General features: G+C 71.1%; 19 protein-coding genes and 2 tRNA genes. 5 read left to right on the top strand and 16 right to left on the bottom strand.

Going from position 1 to position 21,302, the window contains the following annotated elements; genetic code table 11:
* Positions 1-98: 98 nt before the first annotated feature.
* Complete coding sequence (locus ACZ51S_RS15275) at positions 99-1,148, top strand: rod shape-determining protein (RefSeq protein ID WP_468474908.1); 1,050 nt, start codon at positions 99-101, stop codon at positions 1,146-1,148.
* Between the two features lie 12 nt (positions 1,149-1,160).
* On the opposite strand, the gene ACZ51S_RS15270 is transcribed toward ACZ51S_RS15275, so the two are convergent.
* Entirely contained in the window at positions 1,161-2,309 is a 1,149-nt protein-coding gene (locus ACZ51S_RS15270; protein ID WP_468474909.1) for a sensor histidine kinase, read from the bottom strand.
* Positions 2,310-2,470: 161 nt separating this feature from the next.
* On the bottom strand, positions 2,471-5,092 hold the full coding sequence (locus ACZ51S_RS15265; protein ID WP_468474910.1) for a valine--tRNA ligase: 2,622 nt from the start codon (positions 5,090-5,092) through the stop codon (positions 2,471-2,473).
* Positions 5,093-5,219: 127 nt separating this feature from the next.
* On the opposite strand from ACZ51S_RS15265, the gene ACZ51S_RS15260 reads away from it, so the two are divergent.
* Positions 5,220-6,179 (top strand): hypothetical protein, encoded by a 960-nt coding sequence (locus tag ACZ51S_RS15260; RefSeq protein ID WP_468802013.1) that lies wholly within the window; start codon positions 5,220-5,222, stop codon positions 6,177-6,179.
* Positions 6,180-6,230: 51 nt separating this feature from the next.
* On the opposite strand, the gene ACZ51S_RS15255 is transcribed toward ACZ51S_RS15260, so the two are convergent.
* From ACZ51S_RS15255 to ACZ51S_RS15230, 6 genes are all read right to left on the bottom strand, one after another.
* The gene (locus tag ACZ51S_RS15255) at positions 6,231-6,497 is read right to left on the bottom strand and encodes a hypothetical protein (RefSeq protein ID WP_468474912.1); all 267 of its coding nucleotides are present in this window, start codon (positions 6,495-6,497) and stop codon (positions 6,231-6,233) included.
* Positions 6,498-6,661: 164 nt separating this feature from the next.
* Complete coding sequence (gene clpX, locus ACZ51S_RS15250) at positions 6,662-7,948, bottom strand: ATP-dependent Clp protease ATP-binding subunit ClpX (RefSeq protein ID WP_134075487.1); 1,287 nt, start codon at positions 7,946-7,948, stop codon at positions 6,662-6,664.
* 153 nt (positions 7,949-8,101) lie between these two features.
* The gene (locus ACZ51S_RS15245; protein ID WP_468475066.1) at positions 8,102-8,755 is read right to left on the bottom strand and encodes an ATP-dependent Clp protease proteolytic subunit; all 654 of its coding nucleotides are present in this window, start codon (positions 8,753-8,755) and stop codon (positions 8,102-8,104) included.
* A 103-nt stretch (positions 8,756-8,858) separates the two neighbouring features.
* The gene (locus tag ACZ51S_RS15240; RefSeq protein ID WP_388938917.1) at positions 8,859-9,476 is read right to left on the bottom strand and encodes an ATP-dependent Clp protease proteolytic subunit; all 618 of its coding nucleotides are present in this window, start codon (positions 9,474-9,476) and stop codon (positions 8,859-8,861) included.
* 286 nt (positions 9,477-9,762) lie between these two features.
* A complete protein-coding gene (gene tig, locus ACZ51S_RS15235; protein ID WP_468474913.1) occupies positions 9,763-11,145 on the bottom strand; it encodes a trigger factor in 1,383 nt (460 codons plus the stop codon).
* Between the two features lie 175 nt (positions 11,146-11,320).
* Positions 11,321-11,397 (bottom strand) — tRNA-Pro (locus tag ACZ51S_RS15230).
* Between the two features lie 177 nt (positions 11,398-11,574).
* On the opposite strand from ACZ51S_RS15230, the gene ACZ51S_RS15225 reads away from it, so the two are divergent.
* Positions 11,575-11,645, top strand: a tRNA-Gly gene (locus ACZ51S_RS15225).
* A 92-nt stretch (positions 11,646-11,737) separates the two neighbouring features.
* On the opposite strand, the gene ACZ51S_RS15220 is transcribed toward ACZ51S_RS15225, so the two are convergent.
* From ACZ51S_RS15220 to ACZ51S_RS15200, 5 genes are all read right to left on the bottom strand, one after another.
* Complete coding sequence (locus tag ACZ51S_RS15220; protein WP_388938914.1) at positions 11,738-11,932, bottom strand: hypothetical protein; 195 nt, start codon at positions 11,930-11,932, stop codon at positions 11,738-11,740.
* A gap of 185 nt (positions 11,933-12,117) precedes the next feature.
* Positions 12,118-12,573, bottom strand: coding sequence for an HD domain-containing protein (locus tag ACZ51S_RS15215; RefSeq protein WP_468474914.1), 456 nt, complete (start codon positions 12,571-12,573; stop codon positions 12,118-12,120).
* Complete coding sequence (locus tag ACZ51S_RS15210; RefSeq protein ID WP_468960991.1) at positions 12,570-13,955, bottom strand: pyridoxal phosphate-dependent decarboxylase family protein; 1,386 nt, start codon at positions 13,953-13,955, stop codon at positions 12,570-12,572. Before ACZ51S_RS15210 ends, ACZ51S_RS15215 begins: the two co-directional genes overlap by 4 nt.
* A gap of 215 nt (positions 13,956-14,170) precedes the next feature.
* Positions 14,171-14,962, bottom strand: a complete 792-nt coding sequence (locus ACZ51S_RS15205; protein WP_468802015.1) for an ABC transporter ATP-binding protein — start codon at positions 14,960-14,962, stop codon at positions 14,171-14,173.
* A 115-nt stretch (positions 14,963-15,077) separates the two neighbouring features.
* Positions 15,078-16,220 (bottom strand): SpoIIE family protein phosphatase, encoded by a 1,143-nt coding sequence (locus ACZ51S_RS15200; RefSeq protein ID WP_468474917.1) that lies wholly within the window; start codon positions 16,218-16,220, stop codon positions 15,078-15,080.
* 117 nt (positions 16,221-16,337) lie between these two features.
* On the opposite strand from ACZ51S_RS15200, the gene ACZ51S_RS15195 reads away from it, so the two are divergent.
* Positions 16,338-17,573, top strand: a complete 1,236-nt coding sequence (locus ACZ51S_RS15195) for a GNAT family N-acetyltransferase (RefSeq protein ID WP_468960987.1) — start codon at positions 16,338-16,340, stop codon at positions 17,571-17,573.
* Between the two features lie 55 nt (positions 17,574-17,628).
* On the opposite strand, the gene ACZ51S_RS15190 is transcribed toward ACZ51S_RS15195, so the two are convergent.
* The gene (locus ACZ51S_RS15190; protein WP_468474919.1) at positions 17,629-18,435 is read right to left on the bottom strand and encodes an Fpg/Nei family DNA glycosylase; all 807 of its coding nucleotides are present in this window, start codon (positions 18,433-18,435) and stop codon (positions 17,629-17,631) included.
* Between the two features lie 59 nt (positions 18,436-18,494).
* Positions 18,495-18,983: a ribose-5-phosphate isomerase gene (locus tag ACZ51S_RS15185; protein WP_388938902.1), complete on the bottom strand. Its 489-nt coding sequence runs from the start codon at positions 18,981-18,983 to the stop codon at positions 18,495-18,497.
* Between the two features lie 219 nt (positions 18,984-19,202).
* On the opposite strand from ACZ51S_RS15185, the gene ACZ51S_RS15180 reads away from it, so the two are divergent.
* Positions 19,203-20,639: an amino acid permease gene (locus tag ACZ51S_RS15180; protein ID WP_468884131.1), complete on the top strand. Its 1,437-nt coding sequence runs from the start codon at positions 19,203-19,205 to the stop codon at positions 20,637-20,639.
* Between the two features lie 74 nt (positions 20,640-20,713).
* Here the strand turns inward: ACZ51S_RS15180 and ACZ51S_RS15175 are convergent, their stop codons facing one another.
* Positions 20,714-21,298, bottom strand: a complete 585-nt coding sequence (locus ACZ51S_RS15175; RefSeq protein WP_468960985.1) for a biotin transporter BioY — start codon at positions 21,296-21,298, stop codon at positions 20,714-20,716.
* Positions 21,299-21,302: the final 4 nt, after the last annotated feature.

The following is a 21,302-nucleotide window of genomic DNA, read 5'->3' as shown; positions in this document are numbered from 1 at the left end:
GGGACCCGCAGGACTTCCGGCCCGGGCGTTTCGGGACCTACGGGCGCGAAGGCGGCGTGATCGTCATGCAAGCCTTGCGGCAGGAGAGAGGGGACCGAATGCCGCAGGCCAGCACCACCACGACCGCCTCCAGCCGCGACATAGGGATGGACCTGGGAACCGCCAACACCCTCGTCTACGCGCGCGGCCACGGGATCGTCCTCAATGAGCCGTCCGTGGTGGCGGTCAGGGCCGGCACCACCACCGCCCTGGCCGTCGGGGCCGAGGCCAAGGAGACCATCGGCCGCACCCCGGGCTCCATCACCGCCATCCGCCCCCTCAAGGACGGGGTGATCTGCGACTACGAGGCCGCCGAGGAGATGATCCGGCACTTCGTGCGCAAGGCGGTGCCCGGCCGGCGCCCCCGCGCCCGGATGGTGATCTGCGTGCCGTCCGGCGTGACCCCCGTCGAGCGGCGGGCCATCGTCCACGCCTCCACCCGGGCCGGCGCCCGGACGGTCCACCTGATCGAGGAACCGATGGCGGCGGCGATCGGCGCCGGACTTCCGGTGGCCGAACCGCGCGGCTCGATGGTCGTGGACATCGGCGGCGGCACCTCGGAGGTCGCCGTGATCTCCCTCGGCGGGATCGTCACCTCCCGGTCCCTGCGGGTGGGCGGGGACCGCCTGGACTCCGCGATCACGGACTACGTGCGCAAGCGGCACTCGCTCCTCATCGGCGAGCGCACCGCCGAGGACGTCAAGATCGCCATCGGCTCCGCCTGGCCCGTCCCCGGACGGCCCGAGCTGGAGGCCCGCACCTTCACCGTGCGCGGCCGGGAGAAGGCCGGCGGGATGCCCAAGACGCTGGAGCTGACCGCCACCGACGTACGGGCCGCCCTCGACGAGCCCCTCGAGGCGATCATCGCCACCGTCCGCGCCACCCTGGAGGACTGCCCTCCGGAGCTCTCCGGCGACATCATGGAGCACGGCATCGTCCTCACCGGCGGCGGCGCCCTGCTCCCCGGCCTGGACCTGCGCATCGCCTCCGCCACCGGCATCCCGGTCTTCGTCGCGGACGCCCCGCTGGACTGCGTGGCCCTGGGCTCCGGCCGCTGCGTCGAGGACCTCGACACGCTGAGCGGTCTGCTCGCCCCCGCCGGGGCCTGAGCGCCGGCCCGGTCAGCCGCGCGGCAGCGTCGCCACCACCTCGTACGAGTCCGGCGTGCGCGTCGCCGTCAGCGTGCCGCCCAGGCTGCGGACCCGCTCGGCCATGCTCGCCGTACCCGAGCCCGCCGAGACCGGGGCCCGGCCCGGGGCGCCGTCGGGCAGGCCGTTGCTGACGGCGATCCGCACGTGCGGGCCGTCCGCCCGGACCGACACCTCGATGGTCTCGCCGCGGGCGTGCTTGGCCGCGTTGGTCAGGCACTCCTGCACCACCCGGTAGACCGCGGCCTGCCGCAGCGGCGACAGCGCGTGCGCCTGCGGGTCCAGCGCCAGCGTGACCGGCGAACCGGCCCGCCCGCTCTGCTCCGCCAGCGCCGCCAGCCCGTCCACACCGGGGGTCGCCGCCCGCTCCCCGCGCTGCACGATGATCTCGTTGAGGACCAGGTGCGCCCGCCGGGCGGTGTCCGACAGCTCCTCGAAGTCCTTCGCGTACGGCGTCTCCCGCGCCCGCATCGACAGCACCTCCGAGCGCACCGTCAGCAGGGTCAGCTCCCGCCCCACGAAGTCGTGGACGTCGCGGGCGACCGAGGTCCGCTCCTGCTGCACGGCGCTCAGCACCGCCGACTCGGCCCGCCGGGCCTCCAGCTCGCGCACCAGGTCGTGCCGGCAGGCGGCGATCCCGACGGCGGAGGCGAGCACCCCGATCGGCACCACGAGGCCCAGGAAGGAGCTGAGCGTCGCCACCTTCGGCTCGGGCCAGCCCGGCAGGCAGAACACCGCGACCGCGAAGGCCACGTACCCGAGGGTGGCCAGGACCGCTGCGCGGCGCCCCCGGTACCGGCCGACGGAGTACAGCGCGAACTGGATCAGGGTCAGCTCGTGCAGCCAGCCGATGAACAGCAGGGCCGTGAGGTACGCCGCCCACGGCATCCGGCGGCGCGCCAGCAGCGTCGAGCAGCCCGCGGTGAGCACGGCGGCGGCCCCCGCCCCGCTGAGGGAGTTGTCGGCGGCGGCGAGGCCGGGCAGGTCCAGCGTCATCAGGGCCAGGCAGCTCAGCGCGGCGAGGGCGTCCTGCGCCCGGGGCGAGGCGCCCCAGCCCTCGGCCATCCGGCGGGCGGAGGCCACGGCCCGGTGGAACGCCGACGGGGCGGGCTTGACGTGCATCCCCCCATCATCCGTGGTCGGCCCGGGGGGTGCGGATCGAGGGGTGCCGCATATGAAGTGATATGCGGCACTCCGGTCATCTCCGGACACGGGCCCACGCGAAGGCCCCCGCACCGTCCGGAGACGGTGCGGGGGCCTTCGCACGCGGCAGGGACGCGCGGCTACGCGGCGGGCAGGGCGGCCAGCTGCGCCTGGATCCGGGCGATGTCCGCGTCGGCCTTGGCGAGACGGCCCTTGATCTTGTCCACGACGTTGTCGGGGGCCTTGGCGATGAACGCCTCGTTCGCCAGCTTCGCCTCGGCCTGCTGCTTCTCCTTCTCGGCGGCGCCCAGGTCCTTCGTCAGGCGCTTGCGCTCGGCCTCGACGTCGATGGTGCCCGACAGGTCGAGCGCGACCGTGGCGCCGGCGACCGGGAGGGTCGCGGAGGCGCTGAAGGCGTCGCCCTCCGGCTGGAGTCGCAGCACCTGGCGGATGGCCGCCTCGTGCGCGGCGAGCGCCGTACCGGACAGGTCGAGACGGGCCGGCACCTTCTGCTTGTCGTCGAGGCCCTGCTCCTTGCGGAACCGGCGGACCTCGCGGACGAGGTTCTGGACGCTCTCGATCTCGGCCTCGGCGGCCTCGTCGCGGAAGCCGCTGTCCTTGGGCCAGTCGGCGACCACGAGGGACTCACCGCCGGTCAGCGTGGTCCACAGCGTCTCGGTGACGAAGGGGACCACCGGGTGCAGCAGGCGCAGCATCACGTCGATGACCTCGCCGAGGACCCGGCCGGAGACCTTCGCCTGCTCGCCGCCCGCGAAGAAGGTCGTCTTCGACAGCTCGACGTACCAGTCGAAGACCTCGTCCCACGCGAAGTGGTAGAGCGCCTCGCTGAGCTTCGAGAACTGGAAGTCGTCGTAGTAGCCGTCGACCTGCGCGACCGTCTTGTTGAGGCGGGACAGGATCCAGCGGTCGGTGGCCGACAGCTGCTCGGCCGGCGGCAGCTCGCCCTCGATCGTGGCGCCGTTCATCAGCGCGAAGCGCGTGGCGTTCCAGATCTTGTTGGCGAACTTGCTGGACGCCTGGACCCAGTCCTCGCCGATCGGCACGTCCGTGCCGGGGTTGGCGCCCTTGGCCAGGGTGAAGCGGACGGCGTCGGAGCCGTACTTGTCCATCCAGTCGAGCGGGTCGACGACGTTGCCGAAGGACTTCGACATCTTCTTGCCGCGCTCGTCGCGGACCAGGCCGGTCAGCGCGATCGTCTTGAAGGGGACCTCGCCGTCCATGGCGTACAGGCCGAACATCATCATCCGGGCGACCCAGAAGAAGATGATGTCGTGGCCGGTGACCAGGACGTCGGTGGAGTAGAACTTCGCCAGGTCCGGGGTCTTCTCCGGCCAGCCCAGCGTGGAGAACGGCCACAGGCCGGAGGAGAACCAGGTGTCCAGGACGTCCGTGTCCTGGATCCAGCCCTCGCCCGTGGGCGCCTCTTCGTCGGGGCCGACGCAGACGACCTCGCCGTCGGGGCCGTACCAGACCGGGATGCGGTGGCCCCACCACAGCTGGCGCGAGATGCACCAGTCGTTGAGGTTGTCGACCCAGTCGAAGTACCGCTTCTCCATCTCCTGCGGGTGGATCGCGACCCGGCCGTCGCGGACCGCGTCGCCGGCGGCCTTGGCGAGCGTCTCGACCTTGACCCACCACTGGAGGGACAGGCGGGGCTCGACGGTGGTCGAACAGCGCGAGCAGTGCCCGACGGAGTGCAGGTAGGGGCGCTTCTCGGCGACGATCCGGCCCTGCTGGCGCAGCGCGCCGACGACCGCGGAACGCGCCTCGAAGCGGTCCAGGCCGAGGAAGGGGCCGTGGACGGTGATGACACCGTGCTCGTCCATGATCGTCATGTTGGGCAGGTTGTGGCGCTGCCCGATGGCGAAGTCGTTCGGGTCGTGGGCGGGCGTCACCTTGACGCAGCCGGTGCCGAACTCGGGGTCGACGTGCGCGTCCGCGACGACCGGGATCGAGCGGTCGGTGAGCGGCAGCTTGATGAGCCGGCCGACGAGGTGCTTGTAGCGCTCGTCGTCGGGGTGGACGGCGATGGCCGTGTCACCGAGCATCGTCTCGGCGCGGGTGGTGGCGACGACGAGGCTGTCCTCGCCCTCGCCGTACCGGATGGAGACGAGCTCGCCCGCGTCCTCCTGGTACTCCACCTCGATGTCGGAAATGGCCGTCAGACAGCGCGGGCACCAGTTGATGATGCGCTCGGCGCGGTAGATCAGGCCGTCGTCGTAGAGCTTCTTGAAGATGGTCTGGACGGCCCTGGACAGGCCCTCGTCCATGGTGAAGCGCTCGCGGGACCAGTCGACGCCGTCACCGAGGCGGCGCATCTGGCCGAGGATCTTGCCGCCGTACTCTTCCTTCCACTGCCAGACGCGCTCGACGAACTCCTCGCGGCCCAGGTCGTGGCGGGACTTGCCCTCCTCGGCGAGCTGCTGCTCGACCTTGTTCTGGGTGGCGATGCCGGCGTGGTCCATGCCGGGCAGCCACAGGGACTCGTAGCCCTGCATGCGCTTGCGGCGGGTCAGGGCGTCCATGAGGGTGTGCTGGAAGGCGTGGCCCAGGTGGAGCGAGCCGGTGACGTTCGGCGGCGGAATGACGATGGTGTACGGGGGCTTCTCGCTCGCGGGGTCGGCCGTGAAGTACCCACGCTCTACCCAGCTCTCGTAGAGCTTCCCCTCTACCTCGGCCGGCGCGTAGGCGGTCGGCAGTTCGGAGTCGGGTGCGCTGGGTGTCTGCGTGTTCTCGGTCACGGGCACAGTTTAGGGCCGTAACGGTCCGGTACTGAAACCCGTATTCCGGGGGCCCGCCGCCCCGGGCGCCCGTGCCTTCCGCCAGGATGTGTGAAACGGATAAGCAAACCTCACAGGGGGACGCGGGATGAGTTACAACCAGCCGGGGCCGTACGGCCAGCAGCCACAGCAGCCGGGCCCCTACGGGCAGCAGCAGCCGCCGCAGCCGTACGGCCAGCCCCCCCAGCAGCCCGGCTACGGCTACCCCCAGCAGGCCCCGCCGCCCCCGCCGGCCTACCCGCAGCAGGGCGGCTACCAGACCCCTCCCCCGCCCCCGCAGCCTCCGTACGGCCAGCAGCCCCAGCCGCCGGCGTACGGCTACCAGACGCCGCAGCAGCCCCAGCCCGCGTACGCACCCCCGCCGCAGCCCCCGAAGAAGTCGAAGGCGGGCCCGATCATCGCGGTGGTCGTCGCCGTGGCAGTGATCGCGGGAGCCGGCTGGTGGTTCCTGGGCGGCGCGGGCGGCGCGGTCTCCGACGCCACCAAGGGCTACAAGCTGGTCGCTCCGGAGTCGGTGGGCGAGTTCCAGAAGAACCCGAAGTACGAAGAGAAGCCCATCAGCGACAAGGACAAGCAGGAAGCCGAGGCCGTCGGCATCAAGAACCCCACCCAGGTGGGCATGAGCTACATGACCGGCGACCCGAAGAATCCGCTCACGCAGAAGGGCATCAACTTCAGCGGCGTCTACGGCGACATCGCCGACCCGGAGAAGTCGGTCGACGCCTACTTCGCCATGTTCAAGATGAACGCCGCTCAGAAGAACGACAAGTCGACGGTCGAACTGGTCGGCAGCCCGAAGGAGATCACTCCCGAAGGGTTCGATGGGGCCGTGCTCAAGTGCCAGGAGATCAAGGCGACTCCGAAGGACCCGAGCAAGGGAATCAAGGAGTTCACGCTGCCCGTCTGCATCTGGGGGGACTACAGCACCCTGGCCGCGGTCAGCGCCAGCGACGCCGTCTCCATCCTCGCCGGCAGGCCCGGCTACACCCTGGAGCAGACCGCCGACTTCACGGCGAAGCTCTACAACACCGCCCGCGTCAAGTCCTGATCGCCCGGCGCCCGGTGCGGGCGGTTCCGCACCGGGCGCGCGACATGATGCCTACGCCTCCAAGCATGCTGCCAAGGCGTCAGCAGGCCTAACTCCTATGTTGAGCAGAGATCCGTAACACTGACTGAAGGACCACGCCTGGTGAGCGGCACCCGCCGCGCAGGCACTCTGCACGTTCGGACCGATCACGTAGCCCGCCTGATGCAGCGCATACTGGCAATCGCCCTGATCGGCCGCTGCGGGTGATGCCACCACGATCGGCAGCGCAGCAGCGGCGAACATCGCCGCCAGAACGGCGCCTGCGCGCTTCTTCTTCATGTCTCGTCCCTTCCAAGAAGATGGTCGAGAGGGAGTCGATCAAGGACTCGGGCGCCGCGCCATGGGGCGACAGAACTATCGTCCGAATATCGGTCACTTTCGTCCGGAAAACGAAGAGGGGCGCCCCGGATATCCGGGACGCCCCTCTTCAAACTTGGCGTCGGTTACGCCGACTTCTCCTGCGGGCCCTGGTCCTTCGGGACGATGCGGGGGACCAGCGTCGGGTTGACGTTGGAGCGGACGACGTCGGCGCTGATGACCACGCGGGCCACGTCCTTGCGGGACGGGACCTCGTACATCACCGACATCAGGACCTCCTCCATGATGGCGCGCAGGCCGCGCGCGCCCGTCTGGCGGAGGATCGCCTGGTCGGCGATGGCCTCGAGGGCCTCACGCTCGAAGTCCAGCTCGACGCCGTCGAGTTCGAACAGGCGCTGGTACTGCTTCACCAGGGCGTTGCGCGGCTCGACCAGGATCTGGAGGAGGGCTTCCCGGTCCAGGTTGTGCACCGAGGTGATGACGGGGAGGCGGCCGATGAACTCGGGGATCATCCCGAACTTCACCAGGTCCTCCGGCATGACCTCCTGGAACTGGTCGCTCGCCTCGATCTCGCGCTTCGAGCGGATCGTCGCCCCGAAGCCGATGCCCTTGGCGCCCGCACGCGACTCGATGATCTTCTCCAGGCCGGCGAAGGCGCCGCCCACGATGAAGAGCACGTTCGTCGTGTCGATCTGGATGAACTCCTGGTGCGGGTGCTTGCGGCCGCCCTGCGGCGGGACCGACGCCGTGGTGCCTTCCAGGATCTTCAGGAGGGCCTGCTGGACGCCCTCGCCCGAAACGTCGCGCGTGATCGACGGGTTCTCGCTCTTGCGGGCGACCTTGTCGATCTCGTCGATGTAGATGATCCCGGTCTCGGCCTTCTTGACGTCGTAGTCAGCCGCCTGGATCAGCTTGAGCAGGATGTTCTCGACGTCCTCGCCCACGTAGCCCGCCTCCGTCAGCGCCGTCGCGTCGGCGATGGCGAACGGGACGTTCAGCATGCGGGCCAGGGTCTGGGCCAGCAGGGTCTTGCCGGAGCCCGTGGGGCCCAGCAGGAGGATGTTGGACTTCGCGAGCTCGATCGCGTCGTCACGGCCCTGCGCGCCGCCGTTCTCGCCGGCCTGGACGCGCTTGTAGTGGTTGTACACCGCTACCGAGAGCGCCTTCTTCGCCGGCTCCTGGCCGACGACGTAGCTCTCCAGGAACTCGTAGATCTCACGGGGCTTGGGGAGTTCCTCCCACCGGACCTCGGAGGTCTCCGCGAGTTCCTCTTCGATGATCTCGTTGCAGAGGTCGATGCACTCGTCGCAGATGTACACACCGGGTCCTGCGATGAGCTTCTTCACCTGCTTCTGGCTCTTTCCGCAGAACGAGCACTTGAGCAGGTCGCCGCCGTCACCGATGCGTGCCACGAGGTGCTTCCCCTTCGCCTGGGAGACGCCTGGTTCAGCGCTCCTGGTGCCTCATATCCGACGGTACCTTGCCGGGGGCCCCGTTCGGGGCCCCCTTGACGCGGTTCACATCGCAGAATCCTGCGGTGCGGCCGCGCCGAGTGGCGGCAAGGATCAGACCGCGTTCATCTTGCGGGTCGAGACGATCTGGTCGATCAGCCCGTACGCGAGCGCGTCCTCGGCCGTGAGGATCTTGTCGCGCTCGATGTCCTCGCGGATCTTCTCGATCGGCGTGGACGAGTGCTTGGCCAGCATGGTCTCCAGCTGGTCGCGCATGCGCAGGATCTCGTTGGCCGCGATCTCCAGGTCGGAGAGCTGCTCGCGGCCGGTGCCGCCGGAGGGCTGGTGGATCAGCACACGGGCGTTCGGCAGGGCCATGCGCTTGCCCGGGGTGCCGGCGGCGAGCAGGACCGCGGCGGCGGAGGCCGCCTGGCCCATGCAGACCGTCTGGATGTCCGGCTTCACGAACTGCATGGTGTCGTAGATGGCCGTCAGCGCGGTGAAGGAGCCACCGGGGCTGTTGATGTAGATCGAGATGTCGCGGTCCGGGTCCATCGACTCCAGGCACAGCAGCTGCGCCATGACGTCGTTGGCCGAGGCGTCGTCGATCTGCACGCCGAGGAAGATCACGCGCTCCTCGAAGAGCTTCGCGTACGGGTCGTACTCGCGCACGCCCTGCGAGGTGCGCTCGACGAAGCGCGGGATGACGTAGCGGTTGTCGACCTGGGGGCCGGAGTAGAGGCCGCTCGCGGAGAAGTTGTTCAGCATCTGGGTGTTCACCGTCCTGGTGGCGTTCTGCGGGCTGGGGGTGCCTGGCTCGGGCGGGCTGGCGTACGGGGCCCCGTACGGGCCCCCGCGCGCCGGGCCGGGATCAGGCCCCGGTGCCGCCGCCGCCCGGGACCAGGGACGCGGCGGAGATGATCTCGTCGATGAGGCCGTACTCCTTGGCCTCCTCCGCCGTGAACCAGCGGTCGCGGTCGCCGTCGCGGATGATCGCCTCCACGGTCTGGCCCGAGTGGTGCGCGGTGATCTCAGCCATGCGCTGCTTGGTGCGCAGCAGGTACTGGGCCTGGATCTTGATGTCCGAGGCGGTGCCGCCGATACCGGCGGAACCCTGGTGCATCAGGATGTCGGTGTTCGGCAGCGCGAAGCGCTTGCCCGTCGCGCCGCCGGTGAGGAGGAACTGGCCCATGGAGGCCGCCATGCCCATGCCGATGGTGACGACGTCGTTCGGGATGTACTGCATGGTGTCGTAGACCGCCATGCCCGCCGTCACGGAGCCACCGGGGCTGTTGATGTACAGGTAGATGTCCTTGTCCGGCTCGGCCGCCAGGAGCAGGAGCTGCGCCGTGATCTTGTTCGCGATCTCGTCGTCGACCTGCTGGCCGAGGAAGATGATGCGTTCGCCGAGCAGCCGGTTGTAGACATGGTCGCCGAGGCCGCCACCGATGGACGGCTCACCCGCGGCGTAAGGCTTCAGATTCGTCACGTATCCACCTGCTCGTCTCCGACGGCCACATGCCGTCTCAGCGTCTCGTTCTGGGGCGCGGACCTACCGGGGGGCGATGCCCGCCGACTTCGGGTACTCCCGTGCCCTCGTATTCATGGACCCTAACGCGCAGGTAGGACAACGCCATCCCGCTTCCCGAACTGTTCGCTCGGAGCGCAAGGTCCCGAGCCCTTCGCGGGGGCATGCGGAAGGGCCCGGACGCGGCTGCGTCCGGGCCCTTCGGGGCACTGCTCAGGGGGCTCCGCCGGGGCGTCGCCCGGGGGTGTTACTTGGCCTCGTCGGCCTGCGCCTCGGCGTCGCCCTCGACGGCCTCGGCGGCCGCCTCGACCTCGTCCTCGTCGTCGGAGAGGTCGACGACCTCACCCTTGGTGTCGACGACCTTGGCGGCCTCGACGACGACCGCGAGGGCCTTGCCGCGGGCGACCTCGCCGACCAGCATCGGGACCTGGCCGCCCTCGACGACGGCCTGGGCGAACTGGTCCGGGGACATGCCGGAGGACTGCGCGCGGCGCATGAGGTGCTCGGTGAGCTCCTCCTGGTTGACGCCCAGCTTCTCCTTGTTGACCAGCGCGTCGAGGACGAACTGCGTCTTGATGCCCTTGACGGCCTGCTCGGAGGTCTCGGCGTCGAACTCCTCGACCGTCTTGCCCTGGATCTCGAGGAACTTCTCGAGGTTCAGGCCCATCTGGCCGAGCTGGTGGTGCTCCAGGTTGTGCTTGCGGGTCTGGACCTCGTCCGCGAGGAGCTTCTCGGGGATCGGGACCTCGACGAGCTCCAGCAGCTTCTCCAGGACGCGCTCCTGGGCCTGCGTGGCCTGGTCGTACTGCTTCATGTTCTCGAGGCGCTTGCGGCTGTCCGCCTTCAGCTCCTCCAGGGTGTCGAACTCGCTCGCCATCTGGGCGAACTCGTCGTCCAGCTCCGGCAGCTCGCGGGCGGAGACCTTGGTGACCTTGACGGTGACCTCGGCGTCCTTGCCCTCGGCGGAGCCGCCCTTCAGCTGCGAGGTGAAGGTGGCCTCGCCGCCGGCCTCGAGGCCCTTGACGGCCTCGTCGATGCCGTCGAGGAGCTCGCCCGAGCCGATGGTGTAGGAGACGTCGGTGGCGACACCGTCCGCGAGGACCTCGCCGTCGACCTTGGCCTCGAGGTCGATGGTGACGACGTCGCCCTCGGCGGCGGCGCGCTCGACGTCCTTGGTGGACGCGAAGCGGTTGCGCAGCTGCTCGACCGACTTCTCGACGTCCTCGTCCGAGACCTCGACCGCGTCGACCTCGACCTCGATGCCGGAGTAGTCCGGGATCTCGATCTCGGGGCGGACGTCCACCTCGGCGGTGAAGGCCAGCAGCTCGCCGTCCTTCAGCTCGGTGATGTCGACCTCGGGCTGGCCCAGCGGGTTCAGGTCGGCCTCGTTGACCGCCTCGGTGTAGAACTTCGGGAGGGCGTCGTTGACGGCCTCCTCCAGCACCGCACCGCGGCCGAAGCGCTGGTCGATGACCCGGTTCGGGATCTTGCCCTTGCGGAAGCCCTTCACCGTGACCTGCTGGTTGATCTTCTTGTACGCCGCGTCGAGGCTGTCCTTGAGCTCCTCGAAGGGCACCTCGACAGTGAGCCGAACCCGAGTCGGGTTCAGGGTCTCCACGGCGCTCTTCACGGTTCGGTCTCCTTGTGGCTGACTGCTTGGGGTTCTGCCGGCCCGCTGTGATTCAGCGGCCTCGGCGGATTTCGGCCCGGCATCAGACACACGGGCACGCAGCTTGCATAGTAACCGCAAGCGGCAATCAGCCCACAACGCGATCTTCGGAGATCCCGGTGGCGGGCGGTACTGGTGGTCGGGGTGGCCGGATTCGAACCGACGACCTTCCGCTCCCAAAGCGGACGCGCTACCAAGCTGCGCCACACCCCGTCGGTGCGACACGTAGGGTACATGCCCGGAGACCCTCCGACGCCCCGGTTTTCCCCGGCGGGCGCACGCGCGCGCGGAGCGGGCCGGACACGGCGGGAAAAGCGGTGTGCACTCCCCCCGCGCGACCCGCTAGGATGCTGTCCGTGCCGCGGTCCCCGGACCTGCGGCGCGCATGTTGCGGGTGTAGCTCAATGGTAGAGCCCTAGTCTTCCAAACTAGCTACGCGGGTTCGATTCCCGTCACCCGCTCTCCATGACTCGGGGCCAGGCGCCGGAGATTTCTCTCCGCCCTGGCCCCGAGGCGTTTTTCCGGGTCCGGAGGGCCCCGCGGAAGGCCCGCGTCAGAGCTTGATGCCCGCGATGGTGTCCGCGAGGGAGTTCAGGAAGCGGTTGACGTCCGGGGCGATGGAGCTGGACGCGAGGAAGAAGCCGAAGAGGACCGCGACGATGGCGGGGCCGGCCTTGATGTGGCCGCCGCGGATCAGGATCACCAGGATGATCGCCAACAGAACCACCACTGACAGCGAAATGGCCACTACTGATCACACCTTCGGTCGTCCCCTGGCCGGCCCGGCGCGCGCGGTCGCGCGCGCCCCACTTGCACCATCCTCCCACCAACCGGCCCCCACTACCCGCCTCGTGACGAATCGCCATGATGTCTTTCCCGCCGGACGGGCGCAGATCCGGCACATATGGGGCGGAGCGGGACCGGGGGCCGGGTTCAGGGCGGGGTGATGCCGAGGAGGGAGCGGACGCGGGCGTACTTCGCGGTCAGCCGGTCCCGGGTCGGCGCGTCCAGTACGGACAGGCGCACCGGGTCGGCGTTGTGCGCGAGGTCGGCTTCCTTGACGAGGAGGGCGCCGGGGGTGGCGAGGACACGGGCGGCGTATTCCTCCAGTGGTTCCCCGGGGCGTTTGGTGAGCGCCAGGACCATGTCCTTGACCTCCTGCGGCAGGGCGGCCTCGGCGAGCTGTGCGGGGCTGAGCGCGTCGTCCTCCACCGAGTCGTGGAGCCAGGCCGCGGCCTGCTGGGCGGGGGTGCCGCCGCGCAGGCGGACGCCTTCGGCCACGGCGGCCAGGTGCTCGGCGTAGGGCCGGCCGGCCTTGTCGGTCTGGCCCTCGTGCGCGGAGCGGGCGAGGGCCTCCACCTCGGCGAGGGTCAGGGAGCGGTCCGTCATGCGATCTCCTCGGCTGCCGTGCGCAGGGCCTCGGCGACGCGGTTCACGTCCGCCGGTGTGGTGCGCCAGTTGGAGAACGCGGCGCGCAGGGCGGCGGTTCCCCCGTGGACGGTGGGGGTGACGAAGACGTCGGCGGCGACGGCCTCGCGCAGGGCGGTCAGCCGCTCGGGGGTGGGGGCTTCGGCGAGGGTGAAGCAGACGACGTTGAGGCGGACCGGGGACAGGAGCCGGAAGGCCGGGTCCCGGCCGAGGCGTTCGCCGAGGGAGCGGGCGCAGGCGATGTCCCGTTCGACGATCTCCCGGTGGCCCTCGCGGCCGTACGCGCGGAGGGTGAACCAGGCGGCGAGGGCCCGCAGCCTGTGGGAGTTCTCGGGGGTGAGGTGGACCAGGTCGGGGTCGGCGCCGAGGGGGCCGAGGTAGGCGGCGGCGTTGGCGAAGACCCGGGACTGGAGGTCGCGGCGGCGGGTGAACTGGACGGCGCTGTCGTAGGGGACGTTGAGCCACTTGTGCAGGTCGGCGCAGACGGAGTCCGAGGCGTCGAGGCCGGCGACGAGGTGCGCGTGTGCGGGGGTGAGGGCCGCGAAGGCGCCGAAGGCGGCGTCGGTGTGGAGCCAGAAGCGGTGGCGGTCCTTGAGGGCGGCGACGGCGCGGAGGTCGTCGAAGTCGGCGGTGTTGACGGTACCGGCGTTGGCGACGACGACCGCCGGGCCGGGCGTCTCGGCCAGGGCCCGGTCGAGGGCGGCGGGGTCGACGGCCTCCCGGCCGGGGAGGGTCGGCACGCGGACGAGGGCGGAGCGGCCGAGGCCGAGGACGGACAGGGCCTTGGCGATGGAGGAGTGCGGGGCGCCGGACAGTACGCGGACGGGGCCGAGGGCGGCGGCCCCGTCCTCGGCCGGGGAGACGCCGAGGTGTTCGCCGAGCCATTCGCGGGCGATGGCGAGGCCGGCGGTGTTGGACAGGGTGGCGCCGCTGACGAAGGTGCCGGTGTGGGCGGCGGAGAGGCCGAAGAGCTCGCGCAGCCAGCCGACGGTCTCGCGTTCGAGGTGCTGGCCGGCGCCGTCGAGCGCGGAGTTGGAGTTCTGGTCGTGGGCGGCGGTCAGCCAGTCCCCGGCCAGGGCGGCGGGAGTGGCGCCGCCGGTGACGAAGCCGAGGTAGCGGGGTCCGGCGGAGGCGGAGAGGCGGGGTGCCCAGCGGGCCCGGAAGTCGGCGAGGGCGGCTTCCGTGCCGGTGCCGTGCTCGGGAAGGGGCGCGGGCGGCGGCGCGTCCCCGGGCGGTACGACGGGGCGGTCGTCCAGGGTGGTGAGGGCCTCGGCGGCGGCGCGGCGGGTGGCGTCGAGGAGTTCGGGGAGGCGGGCGAGGTCGGCGGCGAGCGTGCGGTCCATGGGCGGGACGGTAGACGCCGCCCGGGCCGGGCGACCGGGCCAATCGGCGGCGAGTGGCCCGGCGGAACCCGGGGCGGCGTTGGGGGGGCGAGGCGCACGGCGGGGGGGGGTCCCCGGCGGGCGCGGAGCGGCGTACGGGCGGGCGGGGGGCCTACGGGCGGCGGGTCCGGGCAGGCGGCGCGGGCGGCGGACGGGCTGTGGCCGTCGGGGCTGCCCTACGCCGCTGCCGGTGCCGGGTAGCCCGGGCGGGTCGTGAGGGTGGTCATGCGGGCGGCGATCCGCTGGGCGGAGGTGCGCGGGAGGCGGTCCGCGATGAGGCCGTCGGCGAGGAAGAGCACCTGGTCGGCGTGGGCGGCGGCGGACGGGTCGTGGGTGACCATGACGACGGTGGCGCCGAGGGAGTCCACGGCGTCGCGGAGCAGGCCGAGCACCTCGGCGGCGGTGGTGGTGTCGAGGGCGCCGGTCGGTTCGTCGGCGAAGACCACGTCGGGCCGGGTGACCAGGGCCCGGGCGATGGCGACCCGCTGCTGCTGTCCGCCGGACAGTTCGGCGGGGCGGCGCCGGCCCTTGCCCTCCAGCCCGACCCGGGCGAGCAGTTCCGCGGCGCGTGCCCGGTCCTGGCGGCCGCCGCCGAGGCTCATCGGGAGCAGGACGTTCTGCTCGACGGTCAGCGAGGGCAGCAGGTTGAAGGCCTGGAAGACGAAGCCGAGGCGGCTGCGGCGCAGCTCGGTGAGTTCGTTCTCGTTCATGGCGGTGATCTCGGTGCCGCCGAGCCGGACGGAGCCCTCGGTGGGGACGTCGAGTCCGGCGGCGCACTGGAGGAAGGTGGACTTGCCGGAGCCGGAGGGGCCCATGACGGCGGTGAAGCTGCCGCGCGGGAGGGTGAGGTCGATGCCGCGCAGGGCGTGGACGGAGGCGGCGCCGCGTCCGTAGACGCGTCGTACTCCGCGCAGTTCCACGGCGGGGCCGGTCTCCTCGTCGTGTCGCCTGGTCCGCCTGAACGCCATGGTGTGCCGCCTTCCGTACCGCTGTCCGCTGGTGTCCCCGACGCTACGGAGCGGCGTGCGGGGGCGGCCATGGAGCGGCCCGGCGGACGGCTGGTGGGGTAAACCCCACCCCGGGTCAGGGCGAGCGGCGGATGAGGAGCAGGGCCCGGTCGTCGTTGACGTCCTTGGCGACCTTCTCGATGAGGTGCCAGGCGGCGCCCTCCCAGCCGGCGGCGACGTACCGGTCGGCTTCGCCGGTGAGCCGGTCGATGCCCTCGCTGATCTCGCGGTCGGAGGTCTCGACGAGGCCGTCGGTGAAGAGCATGAGGACGTCGCCGCTGCGCAGGTTGCCGCGGGCGGGTGCGAATTCGGCGCCGTCGTAGACGCCGAGGAGCGGTCCCTCGCCGGTCACCTCCTGCCAGCGGCCGGTGCCGGCGGAGAGCTGGAGGGCGGGGAGGTGTCCGGCGGACAGGAGTTCGTAGTCGCCGGTCTCCAGGTCGAGGACGAGGTGGATGGAGGTGGCGAAGCCCTCCTCCCAGTCCTGGCGGAGGAGGTAGCCGTTGGCGGCGGGGAGGAACTCCTGGGACGGCAGGGCGCCGAGGAGGCCGCCGAAGGCGCCGGAGAGGAGGAGGGCGCGGGAGCCGGCTTCCATGCCCTTGCCGGAGACGTCGGTGAGGACGACTTCCAGGGTGCGGCCGCCGTTGGTGCGGGCGGCGACGACGAAGTCGCCGGAGAAGGACTGGCCGCCGGCCGGGCGCAGGGCCATCTCGCGGTGCCAGCCGCGCGGCAGGGCGGGCAGCTTGCTCTGTACGCGGATGCGTTCGCGCAGGTCGAAGAGCATGGTGCCGCCGCGTCTCCACGGGACGCCGACGCGGCTGCGGAACTGGGCGATGACCAGTCCGAAGAATCCGCAGGCGGCGACCACGAGCACGGTCCCGGGGGTGACCCGGGCGGGTCCCTGGGTGTACGGGCCGAGGACGAGGGCCTCGACGATCAGGGCGGCCGCGGCGGCGGCGTACAGCCCGAGCAGGCTGGCGGGGCGCAGCAGGAGGCCGCCGGCGACGATGGGCAGGACCAGGGCCGACGGGGAGAACCAGACGGGCATGAGCAGGGTGCCGCAGGCTATGGCGGGTACGGTCAGGAGGAGGCCGGCGAAGGCCAGCCAGTCGGAGGCGTCCCCGCGGAAGTAGTCGACGGCGGATTTGCGCAGGGCGGTGCGGGCCCGGTGCGACAGCATGCGCATCCGGGCCGTGAACGTCTCGACGCGTGCTCCGGCCATTGCTCCGGGACCATATCCATCCTGGCTGTGGCCGCGCAGGGGGACCCCCGGACCAATGGCGCTTCGCGGAGCGAAAACCCTTCGACCGCGACGGAACGCGCGCGTGAGGATGGCCGCATGGCACTTGAGATGCGGGTTTTGAAGCAGGATGACTGGGATGTCTGGTTCCGGCATCTGGAACTGGCGTTCGGCGGCGTCTCCGAGCCCGCCCCGGCCCGGGAGCTCTTCCGATCCCTGACGGAGCTCGACCGTTCCCTCGGCGTCTGGGACGGCGAGGACTGCGTCGGCTCCGCTTCGGCCTTCGGCTTCCGCCTCTCGGTGCCGGGCGGGGCCCTGGTCCCGGCGTCGGGCGTCACCATGGTCGGGGTCGCGCCGACCCACCGCAGGCGCGGGGTGCTCACCTCGCTGATGCGGCGCCAATTGGACGACATCCGTACGGGTGAGGAGCCGGTCGCCGTGCTGACGGCGTCGGAGCCGGAGATCTACGGCCGCTTCGGGTACGGGACCGCCGCGTACTCCACGGCCGTCGACATCGACACCACCCGGGTACGCCTCTCCGTGCCGCCGGGGACGGACGGGGTGCGGCTGCGGCTCGTGGACCCGGAGAAGGCCCTGCCGGACTGCGAGCGGGTCTACGCCGCCCTGGTCGCGGGGCGGCCGGGCATGCTCGCGCGGCGGCCGGGCTGGGAACGGCACGCACTGCTGGACGCGCCGGAGCACCGGGAGGGGGCGTCGCCGCTCACGTGCGTGGTGGCGGAGGGTCCGGACGGCGAGGTGACCGGGTACGCCCGCTACCGGGTCAGGCCGGACTGGGAACTGACCGGCTCGGACGGCAAGGTCGAGGTCGCCCAGGTGGACGCGCTGGACCCGGCGGCGTACGCGGCGCTGTGGCGCTACCTCTTCGAGATCGACCTGACCTGGCACGTACGGGCGTACGCGCGGCCCGTCGACGATCCGCTGCTGCACCTGGTGAGCGACGTCCGGCGGGTTCGGGCGAAGCAGCGCGACGCGCTGCACCTACGGCTGGTGGACCTGCCGGCGGCGCTGGAGGCGCGGGCGTACGGGGCCGCGGTGGACGTGGTCGTGGAGGTGGAGGACGCGTTCTGCCCGTGGAACACCGGGCGGTGGCGGCTGTCCGCCGACGGGGACGGCGCGGCGCGGTGCGCGCGCACGCGGGACGCCGCCGACCTGGCCCTGTCGGTGCGGGAGCTGGGCTCGGCGTACCTGGGCGGGATCACCCTGACCTCGCTGGCGGCGGCGGGGCGGGTGCGCGAGCTGCGCCCGGGCGCGCTGCGGCAGGCGTCGCGGGCCTTCGCCGGTGATGTGGCGCCCTGGCTGCCGCACTCGTTCTAGGCCCTGTCGTCAAAGCAGCGCCGGTCAGGCGGGACTTTGACGACCGGGCCTAGGGCTACCGCCGCTGGCAGGTGGGGCACCAGAAGAGGTTGCGGGCGGCGAGGCCGGCGGTGCGGATCTCGCCCCCGCAGATGTGGCAGGGCATGTTCGCCCGCCGGTAGACGTACACCTCGCCGCCGTGGTCGTCCACCCTGGGCGGGCGGCCCATGGCCTCGGGGAGGTGCTCGTCGCGGACGGTGTCGATGCGGTTCTTGCGGACGCCCTCGCGCATCAGCACCACCAGGTCGGCCCACATCGCGTCCCACTCGGCGCGGGTGAGGTCCTTGCCGAGCCGGTAGGGGTCGATGCCGTGCCGGAAGAGGACCTCGGCGCGGTAGACGTTGCCGACGCCCGCGACGGTCTTCTGGTCCATCAGGAGGGCGGCGATCGTGGTCCGGCTGCGGGAGATCCGGGCCCAGGCGCGGACCGGGTCGTCGGCCGGGCGCAGCGGGTCGGGGCCGAGGCGGTCGTGTATCGCCTTCTTCTCGCCCTCGCCGATCAGGGCGCAGGCGGTGGGGCCGCGCAGGTCGGCGTAGTGGTCCTCGTTCAGCAGGCGCAGCCGGACCGTGTCGGTCGCCGGCGGGGCCGGGGCGGTGCCGAAGCCGAGCTTGCCGAAGAGGCCCAGGTGGATGTGGATCCAGGCGTCACCGAGCTCCAGGAAGAGGTGCTTGCCGTGGGCCTCGGCGCCCTCCAGCTCCCGCCCGTCGAGCAGGGCCGCGCTCTCGGCGAAGCGGCCCTGGGGACTGCTCACCCGTACGGGGCGGGCGGCGAAGCGCTCGGTGTGGTCCTGGGCGAGGCGGTGGATCGTATGCCCCTCGGGCACGGCGGTGCTCCTCCATCGGGTGCGTGCCGCCGGACGGGTGCGTCCGGCGGCACGGGGTCCTACTGGTCCTGCGGGTGGTGGGCCGGGATCGGGGGGAGCTCGCCGGTGGTCTCGTACGCGGAGAGCATGTCGATGCGGCGCGTGTGGCGCTCCTCGTCGGAGTACGGGGTCTCCAGGAAGGCCTCGACGAAGCGGGTGGCGTCCTCCTGGGAGTGCATCCGGCCGCCGACGGAGATGACGTTGGCGTTGTTGTGCTCGCGGCCGAGCTTCGCGGTCTCCACGCTCCAGGCGAGGATGGCGCGCACGCCCTTGACCTTGTTGGCGGCGATCTGCTCGCCGTTGCCGGAGCCGCCGATCACGATGCCGAGGCTGTCGGCGTCCGCGGCGGTCTTCTCCGCGGCGCGGAGGCAGAACGGCGGGTAGTCGTCCACGGCGTCGTAGATGTGGGGCCCGCAGTCGACGGGCTCGTGGCCGTTGTTCTTGAGCCAGTCCACCAGGTGGTTCTTGAGCTCAAAGCCGGCATGGTCGGATCCGAGATACACGCGCATGGGTCGAGTGTGGCATGCGCGGCTCCGGAGGACGGCGGAGGGGTGTCGCATAAATCACTTCTAAACCTCAAGTAAACCCAAAGAACGCAGACGGGAGGGGTCGGGACCTTGGTCCCGGGTTAGGGGCCTTGGGTAACTATCGGAAGAAGGTCTTCCGTACTGGCCGGAAATCGGGTTTGAATGCCGGAACTCTCCACCCGAGAACCTAAGGATTCGTCCATGAGCACCACGACGACCCTTCAGAAGGCAGGCGACTCGACCGGCGACCCCGGTTCCGCCCAGCCCTCCGACGGTCTCAAGGCCGGTCTCAAGAACCGCCACCTCTCCATGATCGCCATCGGCGGTGTCATCGGCGCCGGGCTCTTCGTCGGCTCCGGCGGCGGCATCGCCAAGGCCGGCCCCGCCATCCTGATCTCGTACGCCCTCGTCGGCGCGATGGTCGTCTTCGTGATGCGGATGCTGGGCGAGATGGCCGCCGCCAGCCCGAACTCGGGCTCCTTCTCCGCGTACGCCGACCGGGCGCTGGGCCGCTGGGCCGGTTTCTCCATCGGCTGGCTGTACTGGTTCTTCTGGGTCGTCGTGCTCGCCGTGGAGGCCACCGCGGGTGCCGCCATCCTGGAGAACTGGATCCCGGCCGTCCCGCAGTGGGCCTGGGCGCTGATCGTGATGGCGGTGCTGACCGTCACGAACCTCGGCTCGGTCGCCTCCTACGGTGAGTTCGAGTTCTGGTTCGCGGGCATCAAGGTCGTCGCCATCGGCGCGTTCGTGGTCGTCGGCATGCTGGCCGTCTTCGGCATGCTGCCGGGCTCGGACAACCCGGGCGCGGGCTTCGCGCACCTGACCGACACCGGAGGCTTCTTCCCCAACGGGTACGGGGCCGTCCTGACCGGTGTGCTGATGGTCGTCTTCTCCTTCATGGGCAGCGAGATCGTCACCCTCGCCGCCGGCGAGTCGGAGAACCCCCGCAAGGCGGTCACCCAGGCCACCAACTCCGTCATCTGGCGGATCGGCGTCTTCTACCTCGGCTCGATCTTCATCGTGCTGACGCTGCTCCCGTGGAACGACAAGTCGATCACCGAGAAGGGCTCGTACGTCGCCGCCCTGGACTCGATCGGCATCGCGCACGCCGGCACGATCATGGAGGTCATCGTCCTGACCGCCGTGCTGTCCTGCCTGAACTCGGGCCTCTACACCGCCTCCCGCATGGCCTTCTCGCTCGGTGAGCGCGGCGACGCCCCGAAGGCGTTCGCCAAGGTCAACGCCAAGGGCGTGCCGGTCGCCGCGATCCTGGGCTCCACGGTCTTCGGCTTCGTCGCCGTCTACTTCAACTACGCCTTCAAGGACACGGTCTTCAACTTCCTGCTGAACTCCTCGGGTGCCATCGCGCTCTTCGTCTGGCTGGTGATCTGCTTCACCCAGCTGAGGATGCGCGGGATCCTGGTCCGCGAGGCCCCGGAGAAGCTGACCGTCAAGATGTGGCTCTTCCCGTGGCTGACCTGGGCCACCGCCGCACTGATCATGTTCGTGATCGGCTACATGTTCGTGGACGACGCGAACCGCGAGGTGGTCACCCTGTCCACCCTGGTCGCCGCCCTCGTCGTGGCCGTCGGCGTGGTGCTGGACCTCCGCCGCAAGCGGGCCGCGCTGCGGGGCTGAGCCCTGTACGCCCACGCACGACAGAGCCCGGCCCGCCGTCACTGGCGGGCCGGGCTCCGGCGTACGGGGGGCGGTCAGCTGCGGCGGCCGGCCAGCTTCCAGACGGCCGGCAGGGCTCCCATCGCGAGGGCGGCCTTGAGGGCGTCGCCGATGAGGAACGGGACCAGGCCCTTGGCGACGGCGGTCTCGAGGGACATCCCGGTGACGGCCATCAGGTACGGCACGCCCACCGCGTAGATCACCGCGGAGCCCAGCGCCATCGTGCCGGCCATGCGCAGCACCGAGCGGTCGCCGCCGCGCCGCGCGAGGGCCCCGACGAGGGTGGCGGCGAGCAGCATGCCGAGGACGTAGCCGAAGGTCGCGCCGCCCGCGCCGGAGCCGCCGTTCGCGAACCACGGCACGCCGGCCATGCCGACCAGCACGTAGAGCGCGAGCGACAGGAAGCCGCGTCGGGCGCCGAACGCGGTGCCGACGAGGAGGGCCGCGAAGGTCTGACCGGTGATCGGGGCGGCCAGGCCGTCGACCTGGACGGAGATCTGCGCGGCCAGGCCGGTGAACGCGGCTCCGCCGGCCACGAGGGCGGCGTCCTTGACGCGGCTCGCGGGCAGCAGATCGGCGAGGACGGCGCCGGGCCGGAAGGAGACGGAAGCGGTGCTCATCGAA

This window comes from Streptomyces sp. NPDC034043 (assembly GCF_055575675.1).
This window is presented reverse-complemented; position numbering and strand designations above follow the sequence as displayed.

What these genes read in the sequence shown, in the direction of transcription:
- ACZ51S_RS15275 (WP_468474908.1), top strand. Translation starts at nt 99, where the DNA reads ATGCCGCAGGCCAGCACCACCACGACCGCCTCCAGCCGCGACATAGGG.
- ACZ51S_RS15270 (WP_468474909.1), bottom strand. Translation starts at nt 2,309, where the DNA reads ATGCACGTCAAGCCCGCCCCGTCGGCGTTCCACCGGGCCGTGGCCTCC.
- ACZ51S_RS15260 (WP_468802013.1), top strand. Translation starts at nt 5,220, where the DNA reads ATGAGTTACAACCAGCCGGGGCCGTACGGCCAGCAGCCACAGCAGCCG.
- ACZ51S_RS15255 (WP_468474912.1), bottom strand. Translation starts at nt 6,497, where the DNA reads ATGAAGAAGAAGCGCGCAGGCGCCGTTCTGGCGGCGATGTTCGCCGCT.
- ACZ51S_RS15245 (WP_468475066.1), bottom strand. Translation starts at nt 8,755, where the DNA reads ATGCTGAACAACTTCTCCGCGAGCGGCCTCTACTCCGGCCCCCAGGTC.
- ACZ51S_RS15215 (WP_468474914.1), bottom strand. Translation starts at nt 12,573, where the DNA reads ATGACGGACCGCTCCCTGACCCTCGCCGAGGTGGAGGCCCTCGCCCGC.
- ACZ51S_RS15210 (WP_468960991.1), bottom strand. Translation starts at nt 13,955, where the DNA reads ATGGACCGCACGCTCGCCGCCGACCTCGCCCGCCTCCCCGAACTCCTC.
- ACZ51S_RS15205 (WP_468802015.1), bottom strand. Translation starts at nt 14,962, where the DNA reads ATGGCGTTCAGGCGGACCAGGCGACACGACGAGGAGACCGGCCCCGCC.
- ACZ51S_RS15200 (WP_468474917.1), bottom strand. Translation starts at nt 16,220, where the DNA reads ATGGCCGGAGCACGCGTCGAGACGTTCACGGCCCGGATGCGCATGCTG.
- ACZ51S_RS15195 (WP_468960987.1), top strand. Translation starts at nt 16,338, where the DNA reads ATGGCACTTGAGATGCGGGTTTTGAAGCAGGATGACTGGGATGTCTGG.
- ACZ51S_RS15185 (WP_388938902.1), bottom strand. Translation starts at nt 18,983, where the DNA reads ATGCGCGTGTATCTCGGATCCGACCATGCCGGCTTTGAGCTCAAGAAC.
- ACZ51S_RS15180 (WP_468884131.1), top strand. Translation starts at nt 19,203, where the DNA reads ATGAGCACCACGACGACCCTTCAGAAGGCAGGCGACTCGACCGGCGAC.
- ACZ51S_RS15175 (WP_468960985.1), bottom strand. Translation starts at nt 21,298, where the DNA reads ATGAGCACCGCTTCCGTCTCCTTCCGGCCCGGCGCCGTCCTCGCCGAT.